The sequence below is a fragment of the Mesorhizobium sp. M8A.F.Ca.ET.165.01.1.1 genome, assembly GCF_004792065.1.
GTDB lineage: Bacteria > Pseudomonadota > Alphaproteobacteria > Rhizobiales > Rhizobiaceae > Mesorhizobium.
In genome coordinates this window covers 202913-217137 of record NZ_SRTH01000002.1, presented here as the reverse complement: position 1 = coordinate 217137, position 14225 = coordinate 202913, and the positions used below count along the sequence as shown (strand labels likewise).

12 protein-coding genes are annotated in these 14225 nt (G+C 63.3%); 11 read left to right on the top strand and 1 reads right to left on the bottom strand.

The window, feature by feature from the left end; all coding sequences use genetic code 11:
- Window positions 1-134 precede the first annotated feature (134 nt).
- The gene (locus tag EN808_RS05585; protein ID WP_127871431.1) at window positions 135-2096 is read left to right on the top strand and encodes an LTA synthase family protein; all 1962 of its coding nucleotides are present in this window, start codon (window positions 135-137) and stop codon (window positions 2094-2096) included.
- 46 nt (window positions 2097-2142) lie between these two features.
- On the opposite strand, the gene EN808_RS05580 is transcribed toward EN808_RS05585, so the two are convergent.
- On the bottom strand, window positions 2143-3783 hold the full coding sequence (locus EN808_RS05580; RefSeq protein WP_127280759.1) for a pilus assembly protein: 1641 nt from the start codon (window positions 3781-3783) through the stop codon (window positions 2143-2145).
- A 464-nt stretch (window positions 3784-4247) separates the two neighbouring features.
- On the opposite strand from EN808_RS05580, the gene rpsF reads away from it, so the two are divergent.
- The 10 genes from rpsF to purF all read left to right on the top strand — a co-directional run bounded on the left by rpsF (window position 4248) and on the right by purF (window position 14151).
- Window positions 4248-4736, top strand: coding sequence for a 30S ribosomal protein S6 (gene rpsF / locus EN808_RS05575; protein WP_027144123.1), 489 nt, complete (start codon window positions 4248-4250; stop codon window positions 4734-4736).
- Window positions 4736-4984, top strand: coding sequence for a 30S ribosomal protein S18 (gene rpsR / locus EN808_RS05570; RefSeq protein WP_006203718.1), 249 nt, complete (start codon window positions 4736-4738; stop codon window positions 4982-4984). The genes rpsF and rpsR overlap by 1 nt, the downstream gene beginning before the upstream one ends.
- Before the next feature lie 215 nt (window positions 4985-5199).
- Complete coding sequence (rplI, locus tag EN808_RS05565; protein ID WP_127871428.1) at window positions 5200-5784, top strand: 50S ribosomal protein L9; 585 nt, start codon at window positions 5200-5202, stop codon at window positions 5782-5784.
- A 152-nt stretch (window positions 5785-5936) separates the two neighbouring features.
- Window positions 5937-7229 carry a cyclopropane-fatty-acyl-phospholipid synthase family protein gene (locus EN808_RS05560; RefSeq protein ID WP_135883323.1) on the top strand — a complete coding sequence of 431 codons (1293 nt, stop codon included), beginning with the start codon at window positions 5937-5939 and terminating at the stop codon, window positions 7227-7229.
- 89 nt (window positions 7230-7318) lie between these two features.
- Window positions 7319-7642 carry a YnfA family protein gene (locus EN808_RS05555; RefSeq protein ID WP_127280224.1) on the top strand — a complete coding sequence of 108 codons (324 nt, stop codon included), beginning with the start codon at window positions 7319-7321 and terminating at the stop codon, window positions 7640-7642.
- Between the two features lies 1 nt (window position 7643).
- Complete coding sequence (locus EN808_RS05550) at window positions 7644-8615, top strand: small ribosomal subunit Rsm22 family protein (protein ID WP_135863796.1); 972 nt, start codon at window positions 7644-7646, stop codon at window positions 8613-8615.
- Between the two features lie 238 nt (window positions 8616-8853).
- Entirely contained in the window at window positions 8854-10344 is a 1491-nt protein-coding gene (locus tag EN808_RS05545) for a replicative DNA helicase (protein ID WP_127871426.1), read from the top strand.
- 125 nt (window positions 10345-10469) lie between these two features.
- On the top strand, window positions 10470-11873 hold the full coding sequence (radA, locus tag EN808_RS05540; RefSeq protein ID WP_135915337.1) for a DNA repair protein RadA: 1404 nt from the start codon (window positions 10470-10472) through the stop codon (window positions 11871-11873).
- 44 nt (window positions 11874-11917) lie between these two features.
- On the top strand, window positions 11918-12577 hold the full coding sequence (locus tag EN808_RS05535; RefSeq protein ID WP_127278760.1) for a CvpA family protein: 660 nt from the start codon (window positions 11918-11920) through the stop codon (window positions 12575-12577).
- A 104-nt stretch (window positions 12578-12681) separates the two neighbouring features.
- Window positions 12682-14151, top strand: a complete 1470-nt coding sequence (gene purF / locus EN808_RS05530) for an amidophosphoribosyltransferase (RefSeq protein ID WP_127278759.1) — start codon at window positions 12682-12684, stop codon at window positions 14149-14151.
- The last annotated feature ends 74 nt before the right edge of the window (window positions 14152-14225 follow it).

Genomic DNA, 14225 nt, shown 5'->3' with positions numbered 1-14225 from the left:
TCCTTGAGCGAGTGCCTGTTCCGAAAGGGCTTTTTGGCGATCACACCTGATGAAAACCGCTCACGAATCGTTTGCTGGCTCTTCTTATTTCCGTCACAGGCGCTAGCTTTGCGTGACAATTATATGACAATCGAATGACGTGGGTTGTCTTTGGGTGGGAAGTTAAAGTGGCAAAGAGTTCGAAACGTGCCGGCAACGCCGCGCCGCAATTCCTGGAAGACGATCCGTCCACCGGCTATCTGCCGGGCCGGAGATGGCCGGTCGTCCGCTACGGGCTGATCAGCCTGGCGATCTCGGCCGTCATGGTGTTCGCCATCGAACTGATCGTGCGCGGTGATGTCGCCGGCACCGTTTCCTTCTTCCTGCAGCCGTTCAAGCCGGGCTGGACCACCATCGTCGTGTTCGCGCTGGTCCTGATCGGCCTCGATGCCGTGCTCGGCCGCAGTCATCAAAGCCTGATGATCGTCGCGCCGCTGACCCTATCGCTGGCCTTTGTCGGCCACCAGAAGTCGCATTATCTCGGCGACCCGCTCTATCCGACGGACTTCCTTTACGCCCGACAGATCTTCGCGCTGTTGCCGCTGCTGGTGCGCGAGCGGCCAATGACCGCGCTCGCCATGGTCGCGGGCATCGTGGTCGGCCTGTCCCTGCTCGTCTACGGCTGGCGTCTTTGGCGCCGCAAGGTTCCAGCCCTCAGCCACAAGGGCCGCCTCGCCCGGCTGACGCTGGCGGTGCCGCTGCTCGCCTTCTTCGTCTCAATCATGGACTACGCCACCTTCTCGTGGACCAGGGACCGGCTGCAGATCATCCCGATCATGTGGGACCAGAAGGAAAACTACGCCTCCAACGGCTTTGCGCTCGCCTTCGCGCTCAACGTGCCGATGGCGCACGTCTCTGCCCCGCCGGGCTATTCCGACAAGGCAATCGCGGCGATCGACAGGCCCGATGTGAGCGCCTCGGTGCCGGCCCAGAAGCCGGACATCATCATCGTCATGAGCGAATCCTTCTGGGATTCGACCAAGCTGCCCGGCGTCACCATCACGCCCGATCCGATCCCCAATGTGCGGTCGCTCCGCTCGGGCTCGATGTTCTCGCCCGAATTCGGCGGCATGACCGCCAATATCGAATTCGAAGCGCTGACCGGGTTCTCGAACGCCTTCCTGCCGGCCGGCAGCATCCCCTACCAGCAGTATGTACGCACCCCGACGCCATCGATGGCGACCTTCCTGAAGAGCGAAGGCTATAGGGCACGCGCCATCCATCCAGGCACCAACTGGTTCTGGAATCGCGGCGCCGTCTATGCCGATTTCGGCTTCAACGACTTCAAATCGGAAGAAACGCTGCCGCCCATGGAAAAGCGCGGACCGCTGGCATCCGACGCTGCGATGACCGACGAGATCATCCGCGAAGCCGACGCCAGCGACGACCCCGTCTTCTTCTTCGCGGTCAGCCTGCAGAACCATGGCCCGTATGAGCCGAACCGTTATTCGAACCCGACCCACTCGGTGCAGGCGCCGATCAGCCAGTGGGCGCGTGACTCGCTGCTCTCCTACGCCGAGGGTTCAGCCGACGCGGACCGCGGCCTCGAGCGGCTGATCGAATGGGCCAAGACGCGCGAGCGGCCAACGATTGTTGCCTTTTTCGGTGACCACCTGCCGCCGCTCGGGCCGGTCTATGTCGAGACCGGCTTCCTGAAGGACAACGTCGCGCCCCGCAAGGAACCGACGCCGGAGGCCGCTCTCGAACATCACGCGACTCCGCTGATCATCTGGTCGAACCGTTCGGGCCCGGTCGAGAATCTGGGGACGGTGAGTCCTGCGTTCCTGCCCTATCATATCCTCACCGCCGCAGGCATCACCCACCCCTACTACACCGGCTTCCTGGGCGAGATGCGGGAGCGCTATCGCGTTGTCGACCGCAACCTGCTGCTCACGCCGGCCGGCGCGGCCACGGCCGACTGGTCGCGTCAGAAAGAGATCGACCCGGCGATCCGCGACTTCCGGCTGATCCAGTACGACATGATGTTCGGCAAGCGCCATGCCGCGCCCGACTTCTTCCCCGAGACGGTCGACAAGGTTGTCGCCCATACGAGTTGAAGGTCTGGACCCCCCGGATGCATCGCGCGCTCTCGGCATCGGGCGCTCAATTCGTCAGTTGCAGCTTCGAGAACTTGTTGGCGATCTGCTGAAAAACATTCGGCAGCTTGGCCGGATCGTTGACGGCATAATAATCGCTCGGATCGGAAGCGCAGGCGCTGTAAAGCGTGCGGTTGGCGGCGGTGTCGGACTGCAGCACCATCGTGTAAATCTGCACGCCCTGGTTCTTCAACTGCGTGCAGACGCTCTTCGTCCAGCCGTCGACATTGCGGGCCGCCGTCGTCTGATTGTCCGACCCGAAGCGGCCACCCGCCAGATAGCCGTAGGATGTGTAGTCGGACTTCGTCGATTGCTGGCTGGCGCCGTAGACGACGTTCTCACCGTCGGTGAGCAGGAGTACGATCTTGCTGACGCCAGGCGTCTTGAATGGCGCGCCGCCGGTATAGGGCGCGCCGGGCGAAAGCACCCGCATGCCCCAGGACAGCCCCTCCGAGACGTTGGTGCCGGAGCCGTTCCATTCCGTCATCTGGCTCGCCGCCTTACGCAATTTGTCGAAATCGTCGGTCAGGGGAACGACGGGGGTCGGGCAGGAACGGTTGGGACCAACGGTGACGGGAGTTCCTGTCTCGGTGATAAGTTCCTTGGCCGGCGCCACATATTTGGCAACCTGTTCCTTGGTGGCTTTGTCGGGATCGCTGTCGAGGCCGCTGAAGTCGATGCCGAGCCGGTTGTCGCCTTTCTGTTTGTCTAGCTTGACCGTGTCGCTGGCGTCGCTGAGATAGGAATTGTTGTAGTATTTTGCCTCATTGCCATAGGAACTGGACGGCATCTGCGCATCTCCCGGATCATCCGGCGCAAAATAGGGAACGAACAGCGTGTCGGGCTTAGCCGGGTCGGGCGGCGTGTCGGAAATGTTGTAGGCGCCGGCCCGCGCCTCCACGCAGCCCTTCCATCCCGTGTCGTTCCATCCGGGCTCGGCCCATCCGGTGTCCTTGAGCTGCCTGAACAGGGCCATGTGGTTCGGGCGCTTGCCGTCGATGACGGGGAAATTGATACCGTTGGTCGAGGATTTGCCGTCCATGTCGATCCAGGACGGATCGAACCCGTCGCCATTGACGTTCACGGCCGTGACGAAGGGAACCAGCGAGGCACGGACCTGGCGCGTCGGCGACTTTGTCGATTCGAGCGTATCCAGCAACGACTTCGTCGCCGTCCTCAGAGCCGTCATGCGGGCGCCAGCCATCGAGCCGGTATTGTCCAGAACCAGCACGACTTCGAGCTGGTTATTGGACTCGGCCGCCGAGGCATCGACCACGATGTGCTTGCTCTGGCCAAACAGGAAAGCGAAGTTCAGATTGACGTCGGCCGAGGCGACCGCCTTGGTCTTGATGAAATTGACGCCCCTATCGACGGTCAGGGTCGCCTGCGCGTTGACGAGTTCGCCATGGCCAGCGATGTTGGCCTGGAAATAGCGGTCGAAAGCATCGGTGCGGGTCATGTCGAGATCGCCAAGATGCGAGGAGGCAAGGTTTGCCGCATCGATCGCGTTCTGCAGGTTGCTCTTCGCCCGCATCATGGTCGAGACATCGGTCGCGAAGGCCACTGCCGACAGAATGGCGGGTAGCCCCAATCCCATGAGAAGCGCGAAATTGCCGCTCTTCGAGCGCCAGAACCTGTTGAGAAGCATCCTTACCCCCGAAAATGCTTGCCGCTTGTCATGCACGGCTGTCCGGGCTTTTGCACCTTTCATAATGAATCGACCGTTGACGGCGGAGGGCAACCCTGCGCAACCTGACATTGTGGTTAAGGTCCGGTTGCCGGGGAAAATCGCCGGGCCTTGCTGGCGCCGCGGCTTGATTTTCTGGTGGTTGCGACATCGGGGACGCCGCTTGCCCTTGCCTTATCGGTGGATTGCTATATAGACGCCGCCAATCTGCCGGTCCCAGCTGGGGGCTGAACGGAGGGCCGGAGGTTTTTTCGAGAACCTTCGTGTGAAGCCAGAAGCGCTTCCGCCTCCCGTGTCTCCGCTCTCGACCGTCTCGTCATGCTCCTTTCTTCCCGCGCCTTTCGAGGCACATGCGGGTCAGAGAAGTTGCAGAGGCTTTTGCCGCCGGGAACCGGGAGAGAAACGAAGAAAGGCACTGAACCATAATGGCTCTTTACGAACATGTGTTTCTTGCCCGGCAGGACCTCTCGCAGCAGCAGGTCGATGCGCTTGTCGAACAGTACAAGGGCGTCATCGCAGCAAATGGCGGGTCCGTCGGCCGGGTCGAGAACTGGGGACTGAAGTCCCTCACCTACCGGGTCAACAAGAACCGGAAGGCATACTACACGCTGATGGACCTCACCTGCCCGCCGGCAGCGCTCAACGAGATGGAGCGCCAGATGGGTCTGTCCGAGGACGTGCTGCGTTTCCTGACCATCAAGGTCGAGGCGCATGAGGAAGGCCCATCGGCCATGATGCAGAAGCGCGAAGAGCGCTCCGAGCGCGGTGGCTTCGGCGATCGCGACCGTGGCGATCGTCCGGCGCGCAGCTTCGGCGACCGCGGCGATCGTGGCCCGCGTTCGTTCGGCGATCGCGAAGGCGGCGACCGTGGTCCGCGCCGTCCGCGCGAAGGTTTTGAAGGGGGTGCAGAATAATGGTCGACATCAATCAGATCCCGACCCGGCGCCCTTTCCATCGCCGCCGCAAGACCTGCCCGTTCTCCGGCGCCAACGCACCGAAGATCGACTACAAGGACGTGCGCCTGCTGCAGCGCTACATTTCCGAGCGCGGCAAGATCGTGCCGTCGCGCATCACCGCCGTCAGCCAGAAGAAGCAGCGCGAGCTCGCCAAGGCGATCAAGCGTGCCCGTTTCCTCGGCCTGCTGCCCTACGTGGTTCGCTAATTCTTCCGAACGGGCGGTTCGCCGCCCGTTCCTGTCGCCGGCCATGACGGGCATGACCGGATAGCCATCAAATCCCGAGTTGAGGTCAATAACCTCTAACTGCCGCGACAGGCAGGACAGCGACACCGGCGGCAACGCCCTTTTGCTTCCTGACCTGTTCCAGAGAATTCGGCGTCGGCCTCGTGGACGGACGCCCAACCAAAAGGAACATAGCCATGGACGTCATTCTTCTCGAACGCGTTTCCCGCCTCGGCCAGATGGGCGATACCGTCAAGGTCAAGGACGGTTTTGCCCGCAATTTCCTGCTGCCGCAGGGCAAGGCGCTGCGCGCCAACGAAGCCAACAAGAAGAAGTTCGAGGGCCAGCGCGCCCAACTCGAAGCCCGCAACCTTGAACGCAAGTCGGAAGCGGCCCAGGTCGCCGAAAAGCTTGACGGCAAGAGCTTCATCGCGGTGCGTTCGGCCGGCGAGACCGGCCAGCTCTACGGTTCGGTGTCGACCCGCGACATCGCCGACCTGCTGACCGCGGAGGGCTTCACGGTCAACCGCAACCAGATCCAGCTCAACCAGCCGATCAAGACCATCGGCCTCACCAATGTGGCGATCGCGCTGCATCCGGAAGTCGAAGTCACCATCACGCTCAACATCGCCCGCACGGCCGACGAGGCCGAACGCCAGGCCAAGGGCGAGACGCTGACCACCGCCGAAGCCATTTACGGCGACGACATCAACGACAATGCGCGGCCGGAAAACTTCTTCGATCCGAATGCCGAGTTCGAAGGCGGCGAAGACAACGCCTGATCGCACAGGTCCTCGGACCACCGCTCTCCAGCCATTCTGGACCAATGCCCGGGCCTCTCGCCCGGGCATTTTTGTGCCAAAAGGAACTTTTCGAAACCCTATATATTGATGCAGAGTAGGACAGCCTGTCTGACCGTGAGGGGACATTGGACATGAATATTCTGTTGAAGCGCGTTCTCGACCGCCTGGTGCGCACGGGCAATCTGAAGGTAACCGGGCCGAAGGGTTCGACATTCATCTTCGGCGACGGCAGCGGCGAGCCGGTGCATATGCACATCAAGACCCGCCATGCCGAGCGCGCCATCTCCTTCGATCCGATGCTGGCGGTGCCTGAATCCTATATGGACGGCGAGTTGGACATTCTTGAAGGCGGCGTGCTTGGGCTGATGCGCATTGCCTTCCAGAACATGGGCAGCGGCGGCATCGACGCGACCTGGTCGAAAGCCATCGAGGGCCTGCGCCACGCCTTCCGCCGCCTGCAACAGATCAACACCGCCTCGCGCTCGCGCCGCAACGTGCAGCGGCACTACGACCTGTCAGGTGAACTCTACCGGCTCTTCCTCGATGAGGACATGCAGTATTCCTGCGCCTATTTCGAGCAACCGGACATGACGCTGGAAGAGGCGCAGGCAGCCAAGAAGCGCCATATCGCCGCCAAGCTCCGGCTGAAGGCGGGGCAGACGGTGCTCGACATCGGCTCCGGCTGGGGCGGGCTCGGCCTCTATCTCGCCAAGGCTTTCGACGTCGACGTGCAGGGTGTGACGCTGTCGACCGAACAGCATGGCGTCGCCACGGACCGGGCGCATGCGCAAGGGCTGGAAAACCACGTCCATTTCGAACTGAAGGATTATCGCGAGCTCAACGAACGCTTCGACCGCATCGTCTCGGTCGGCATGTTCGAGCATGTCGGCGTCAACCATTACCGAACCTTCTTCGACAAGGCGGCAACATTGCTGAAGCCTGATGGTGTCATGCTTCTGCACACGATCGGCCGCTCCGGCGTGCCGTGGGCGACCAGCGCCTTCATCCGCAAGTATATTTTCCCGGGTGGCTATATTCCGGCGATGTCCGAGGTGCTGCCGGCGATCGAAAAGTCCGGCCTCGTGGTCACCGACGTCGAAATCCTGCGGCTCCACTATGCCGACACGCTGAAGCACTGGGGCCAGCGCTTCGCCGCCAACCGCGACAAGGCCAAGGCGATCTATGACGAACGCTTCTGCCGCATGTGGGAGTTCTATCTGGCCGCCTCGGAGGCTGCCTTCCGTTGGCAGGACCTGGTGATTTTCCAGTTCCAGATCACCAAGAAGAACGACACGTTGCCGATGACGCGCGACTACATGACCAAATGCGAAAAGGCACTGGAAATGCGCGACATGGGTCGCCGCGAGGCGGCTCCAGTCGAGAAGCCCGTCAAGCCGGCCCGGCGCCGCAAGGTGGCGGAATAGGAACGGCGCTGCAGGACGCATTATTGGCGCTTGCCATTGCAGGCTCCTGCCCCGAAAAAGGCCTCGTGAATCGTCGCGAGGCCTTTTTCATGACCTATCTCCTCTATGCCGCCGCAGCGCTGGCCGAGATCGCCGGCTGTTTTTCGGTATGGGCCTGGTGGCGGCTGGAAAAATCGCCTTTGTGGCTGGCGCCGGGCTTTGTCTCGCTGCTTGTCTTCGCCTGGCTCCTGGCACTGGTCGACACCAATGCAGCAGGGCGAGCCTATGCCGCTTACGGCGGCATCTACATCGTAGCCTCGCTGGCCTGGCTCTGGCTGGTTGAAGGCGTGCGGCCCGACCGCTGGGATCTTGGCGGTGCGGCACTCTGCGTGGCAGGTGCCTCGATCATCCTACTCGTGCCGCGAGGAGCATAGCGTGGAGTTGCCGGCCCCTCTTCGACAGGCTGTCGATCGCATTTTGGAAAAGGTGCCGTTGCCGGACCTGAAGCAGGCGGCAAAGACGCTCTCCGACCGTTACCGCGCCGAACTGCGCGACGGCCGCCTGCACATGGCGCAGGACATGGCGGTCAGGGCCTATCTGGCGACGCGGCTGCCGGCGACCTATGCCGCGGTCCGCGCCAGCCTCGATGCGCTCGCCGAAGCCCGGCCGGATTTCACGCCGAAAACCTTGCTCGATGTCGGCGCCGGCCCTGGTACGGTGCTTTGGGCCACCAGCGACCTCTGGCCTGAACTGGAACTGGCCACGTTGCTGGAGGCGAGTGCCGCGGTGCGCAAAATCGGCGAGACACTTGCCGCCGATGCGATCGCGGCCCGGACCATCTGGCAGGCCGGCGATGTCACGACAGACCTTGCCGACCTCCAGCCCGCGGACCTCGTCACATGCGCCTATGTGCTGGACGAGATCGTGTCAGCATCCCTGGCCAAAATGATCGACCGGCTATGGCACCTCACGACCGACACGCTGCTGATTATCGAGCCGGGCACGCCGGCGGGCTGGCAGCGAATTCTGGCGGTGCGCCAGCAATTGATCGCCGCCGGCGCGCATGTGCTGGCGCCTTGTCCGCACGAAGCGCCCTGCCCGCTCAACCCGCCCGACTGGTGCCATTTTTCCCGCCGCGTCGCCCGCTCGCGCCTGCACCGGCTGGCCAAGGACGCCGATGTGCCATGGGAGGACGAGAAATTCATCTATGTCGCCGCTTCGCGCCAGCCGGCTGTCTCCCGCGCCGCACGGGTGATCGCGCCGCCGAAGTCAGGGTCCGGCAAGGTGTCGCTGAAACTCTGCGAAGCAGACGGCAGCGCCGGCGAAAAGCTCTTCACCAAACGCGACGGCGACGCCTTCAAGGTGGCGCGGCGGCTGGACTGGGGCGATGCGCTGGCACGAGGATGAAACGAACGCGACGGCTCCGCAATCCGGTGCCAATCGCTCCACTTTCCTGTTTTGTTCTCCTTCGAGAAACGCTAAACTCGCAACTCTCGATTCGAGTCAATTGCGATTCTTTCCACGGAAAAATTTTGGCTGTGAATCGCGAGTATCAAAGCCGCTTCGACACGGGCTGTTGCAGATAAGTCAGCACCGACTTGTCCAGTTCTGATATCGAAAGGGCGGGATCGAAATTGGGGACATCATGGCAGAGGCAGCGCGAAAATTCGGCGTGGCGGAGCAACCGCTCTATCGCGAATCGCCCAACAACATCGAGGCCGAGCAGGCGCTGCTTGGCGCCATCCTGGTCAACAACGATGCCTTCTACCGGGTGTCCGATTTCCTGAAGTCCGGTCATTTCCATGAACCCCTGCACCGCAAGATCTTCGACGTCGCGGCCGAATTGATCCGCATGGGCAAGGCGGCGACGCCGATCACGCTGAAGACCTTCCTGCCGGCCGACGAAAAGGTCGGCGACATGACGGTGGCGCAATATGTCGTGCGGCTGGCGGTGGAAGCCGTCACCGTCGTCAACGCCACCGATTACGGCCGCGCCATCTATGACCTGGCGACGCGCCGGGCGCTGATCACGGTCGGCGAGGACATGGTCAACATCGCCTATGACGCACCTGTCGACATGTCGCCTTCCGAACAGATCGAGGACGCCGAGCGCCGCCTGTTCGAACTGGCTGAAACCGGGCGCTATGACGGCGGCTTCGAGAGCTTCACCGACGCGGTCAAGACCGCGGTCGACATGGCCAACGCCGCCTATATGCGCGACGGCGGTCTGTCGGGCCTCGCCACCGGCATGCGCGATCTCGACCGCCGCATGGGCGGCCTGCAGCCCTCCGACCTGATCGTGCTTGCCGGCCGTCCGGGCATGGGCAAGACATCGCTCGCCACCAACATCGCCTTCAACGTCGCCGAGGCCTATGTGCCGGCACAACAGGCCGACGGCTCGTTCAAGGCGGCCAATGGCGGTGTCGTCGGGTTCTTCTCGCTCGAAATGTCGTCCGAACAGCTCGCGACCCGTATCATTTCCGAACAGACGGAAATCTCTTCCTCGAAGATCCGCCGCGGCGAAATCAGCGAAATGGATTTCGAAAAGCTGGTCGCCTGTTCGCAGACCATGCAGAAGATCCCGCTGTTCATCGACCAGACCGGTGGTATTTCCATTGCTCAGTTGTCTGCCCGCGCGCGCCGCCTGAAGCGCCAGCGTGGCCTCGACCTGATCGTCATCGACTATATCCAGCTGATGCAGGGCTCATCCGCCAAATCCTCGCAGAACCGCGTGCAGGAAATCACCGAGATCACCACGGGCCTGAAAGCGCTGGCCAAGGAACTGACCGTGCCGATCATCGCGCTGTCGCAGCTCTCGCGTCAGGTCGAAAGCCGCGACGACAAGCGCCCGCAGCTCTCCGACCTGCGCGAATCCGGTTCGATCGAGCAGGACGCCGACGTCGTCATCTTCGTCTACCGCGAAGAATATTACCTCAAGAACCGCGAGCCGAAGCTCGGCACCGAGGAATACGTCAAATGGGAAAACGAGATGAACGAGATGCGCGGCAAGGCCGAGGTGATCGTGGCCAAGCAGCGCCACGGGCCGACCGGCACGGTCACGCTCGCCTTCCACGGCGAATTCACCCGCTTCTCTGATTTGGCCGAAGAGCACCACATCGCGGAGAGGTTCGAGTAGCCTCTTGCCAGCGGTCGCAACAGAAATGCGGAAGCAAGGCGTTCTACGGCGCCCCCTTCTGCCTTGCCGGACAGAGGAGCGCGCGAAGGATCGCCGCGCCCGCAACCGGGCGGGAAGGTAAAAGCGTGGCCAAATCCCGCGTCCAGTTCATCTGCCAGAATTGCGGTTCGGTGCATCAGCGCTGGGCGGGCAAATGCGATGCCTGCGGGGAGTGGAACACGCTGGTCGAGGAAGGCACGTCGGGCGGCATCGGCTCGGGGCCTGCCAACACGCGCAATGCCCGCAAGGGCCGCGCGGTGGTGCTGACCACGCTTTCCGGTGACATCGAGGACGCGCCGCGCATCATATCAGGCATCGGCGAACTCGACCGCGCCACCGGTGGCGGTTTCGTCCGGGGCTCTGCACTGCTGGTCGGCGGCGATCCCGGTATCGGCAAATCGACGCTGCTCACCCAGGCCGCGGCCGCTCTTGCCTCCAAGGGCCACCGCATCGTCTATGTTTCGGGCGAAGAGGCGGTTGCCCAGATCAGGCTGCGCGCGCAGAGGCTCGGCGTCGCGTCGGCGCCCGTGGAACTGGCGGCCGAGACCAATGTCGAGGATATCCTCGCCACGATCGCCGACGGCAAGCGGCCGGATCTGGTCATCCTCGATTCGATCCAGACGCTGTGGACCGACCTAGCCGACTCGGCGCCGGGCACGGTCACCCAGGTGCGCGCCGCCGCCCAGGCAATGATCCGCTACGCCAAATCCACGGGTGCCGCGATCGTGCTGGTCGGCCATGTCACCAAGGAAGGCCAGATCGCCGGTCCGCGCGTGGTCGAGCACATGGTCGACGGCGTGCTCTATTTCGAGGGCGAAGGCGGCCACCATTTCCGCATCCTGCGCGCGGTGAAGAACCGCTTCGGACCGACCGATGAGATCGGCGTCTTCGAAATGTCGGACAAGGGTCTGCGCGAGGTCTCCAACCCGTCCGAACTTTTTCTCGGCGAACGGCACGCGAAATCGCCGGGAGCGGCGGTTTTCGCCGGCATGGAAGGCACCAGGCCCGTCCTGGTCGAGATCCAGGCGCTGGTCGCGCCCTCCTCGCTCGGCACGCCGCGCCGGGCGGTGGTCGGCTGGGACGGGGCTCGGTTGTCGATGGTGCTGGCGGTGCTGGAGGCGCATTGCGGTGTCCGTTTCGGCCAGCATGACGTCTATCTCAACGTCGCCGGCGGCTACCGCATCAGCGAGCCGGCGGCCGATCTTGCGGTCGCCGCGGCACTGGTTTCCTCGCTCACCGGTCTTGCCCTTCCCGCCGATTGCGTCTATTTCGGCGAAATCAGCCTTTCGGGCGCGGTGAGGCCGGTTGCGCATGCGCAGCAGCGCCTCAAGGAAGCCGAAAAACTGGGTTTTGGTAGCGCGGTTCTGCCCTTGGGCAGCGAGGAACTTGCTGGAGGGATCGGGGCCGGCGCTTTCCAACCCACCGAGCTTGCCGACCTCGTGGCGCGTATAGCCGGCTCACGGCGAAGCCGTGCCGACGATGAAGAGTGACGCGGCTCATCCGGTGGTGAGCAAGACAGAGTGGGGCGAAAGACATGCCGATTACGCTGCTTGACGGAATTCTCGTCGGCTTCACCCTGGTCTCGGCGATGCTCGCCATGGTTCGCGGTTTTTCGCGCGAAGTGCTCTCGGTGGTGTCCTGGGCGGCGGCGGCGGCGGCCGCCTTCTTCTTCTACAAGCCGGTCCTGCCCTACCTGAAGCCCTATATCGACAATGAGAAGATCGCCATGGCCGCTGCCGCCGGCGTCGTCTTCATCATCGCGCTGATCGTGGTCTCGGTCATCACCATGAAGCTCGCCGACTGGATCATCGATTCGCGCATCGGCGCGCTCGACCGCACGCTCGGCTTCCTCTACGGCGCCGCGCGCGGCGTCCTGGTCGTCGCGGTGGCGCTGCTGTTCTTCAACTGGCTGGCCGGCGCCAAGGCCCCGGCCTGGGTCACGGAAGCCAAGTCGCGGCCGCTGCTGGAACAGATCGGCGCCAAGCTGGAAAGCCTGCTGCCGGAGGATCCGGAAAACGCCATCCTCAAGAAGCTCAATCCGAATCAGCCGGCCGCCGAGACGCCCGCCGCGCCCGACGCACCGGCGGCGGATGCCCCAGCCGGCGGCGACGACGCCAATGCGCCAGCGCCCGACGACAACGACGCCGGTCCCGCCGACAACACGGCCAAGCCGGCGCCAGCGCCGGCGAACTGAGGTCCGAACGGGACGTCTGGCGATCGATCCATGTGAACGATCGCATGCAGTGCGTTGCTTTCGACGCGCGACCGCCTTATATGGCGATTTTAGCGGAGCTTAAGATGGCAGACGCAGACGACGTGCTTTCCGCCGAGGCTGACGATCATTTCCATGACGAATGCGGCGTCTTCGGCATCTTTGGCCGGCAGGATGCGGCGGCCATCGTCACGCTCGGCCTGCATGCGCTGCAGCATCGTGGCCAGGAAGCGGCCGGCATCGTTTCCTACGACGGCACCCAATTCCATGTCGAACGCCATGTCGGACTGATCGGCGACACCTTCACCAAGCAGCGCGTCATCGACAGCCTGCAGGGTAACCGCGCCATTGGCCACACGCGCTACGCCACGACAGGCGGCGCCGGCATGCGCAACATCCAGCCCTTCTTCGCCGAGTTGGCCGATGGCGGCTTCGCCGTCGCCCATAACGGCAACCTCACCAACGCCATGACCGTGCAGCGCGCGCTGCAGAAGCAGGGCGCGATCTTCTCCTCCACCTCCGACACCGAGACGCTTTTGCATCTGGTCGCGACCAGCAAGGAGCGCGATCTCAACTCGCGCTTCATCGACGCGGTGCGCCAGGTAGAGGGCGCCTTCTCGCTGGTGGCGATGACGGCCAAGAAGATGATCGGTTGCCGCGATCCGCTCGGCATCCGCCCGCTGGTGCTCGGCGATCTCGACGGCGCCTGGATCCTGGCCTCCGAGACCTGCGCGCTCGACATCATCGGCGCCCGTTTCGTGCGTGATCTGAAGCCCGGCGAGATGGTCGTCGTCACCTCGAAGGGCATCGAGAGCCTGTTCCCGTTCGAACCGCAGAAGACCCGCTTCTGCATTTTCGAATATGTCTATTTCGCCCGGCCCGACTCTTCGGTCGAGGGCCGCAATGTCTATGAGGTGCGCAAGCGCATCGGCGCCGAACTGGCGCAGGAAAACCCGGTCGAGGCCGACATCGTCGTGCCGGTGCCGGACTCGGGCACGCCGGCGGCGATCGGCTTCAGCCAGGCGGCAGGCATTCCCTTTGAGCTTGGCATCATCCGCAACCATTATGTCGGCCGCACCTTCATTCAGCCCGGCGATTCGATCCGCCACATGGGCGTCAAGCTCAAGCACAACGCCAACCGCCGCATGATCGAGGGCAAGCGCGTGGTGCTGGTCGACGATTCCATCGTGCGCGGCACCACCAGCCAGAAGATCGTGCAGATGGTGCGTGACGCCGGCGCCAGGGAAGTGCACATGCGGATCGCCTCGCCGCCGACCAGCGCGTCGTGCTTCTACGGTGTCGACACGCCGGAGAAGTCGAAGCTGCTCGCTTCGCGCATGTCGGTGGAAGAGATGGCCGAATTCATCCGCGTCGATTCACTCGGCTTCCTCTCGATCAACGGGCTCTACCGCGCCGTCGGCGAGGCCAGCCGCAACGACGAACAGCCACAGTTCTGCGATGCGTGCTTCACCGGCCAGTACCCGACCCGCCTGCTCGACTTCGAAGGCCACGACAATGTGCGCACGCTGTCGCTGCTGGCGACAAGCGGGGCGTAGGAATGCCGGACCGTCACCAGCTTAGAGCGGTTTAGCGTTTGATAGAATCGCCGAACCGCTCTAACTCTTTGTTT

Coding starts and splice junctions, on each gene's coding strand:
- EN808_RS05585 (WP_127871431.1), top strand. CDS start 135: ATGACGTGGGTTGTCTTTGGGTGGGAAGTTAAAGTGGCAAAGAGTTCG.
- EN808_RS05580 (WP_127280759.1), bottom strand. CDS start 3,783: ATGCTTCTCAACAGGTTCTGGCGCTCGAAGAGCGGCAATTTCGCGCTT.
- rpsF (WP_027144123.1), top strand. CDS start 4,248: ATGGCTCTTTACGAACATGTGTTTCTTGCCCGGCAGGACCTCTCGCAG.
- rpsR (WP_006203718.1), top strand. CDS start 4,736: ATGGTCGACATCAATCAGATCCCGACCCGGCGCCCTTTCCATCGCCGC.
- rplI (WP_127871428.1), top strand. CDS start 5,200: ATGGACGTCATTCTTCTCGAACGCGTTTCCCGCCTCGGCCAGATGGGC.
- EN808_RS05560 (WP_135883323.1), top strand. CDS start 5,937: ATGAATATTCTGTTGAAGCGCGTTCTCGACCGCCTGGTGCGCACGGGC.
- EN808_RS05555 (WP_127280224.1), top strand. CDS start 7,319: ATGACCTATCTCCTCTATGCCGCCGCAGCGCTGGCCGAGATCGCCGGC.
- EN808_RS05545 (WP_127871426.1), top strand. CDS start 8,854: ATGGCAGAGGCAGCGCGAAAATTCGGCGTGGCGGAGCAACCGCTCTAT.
- EN808_RS05535 (WP_127278760.1), top strand. CDS start 11,918: ATGCCGATTACGCTGCTTGACGGAATTCTCGTCGGCTTCACCCTGGTC.
- purF (WP_127278759.1), top strand. CDS start 12,682: ATGGCAGACGCAGACGACGTGCTTTCCGCCGAGGCTGACGATCATTTC.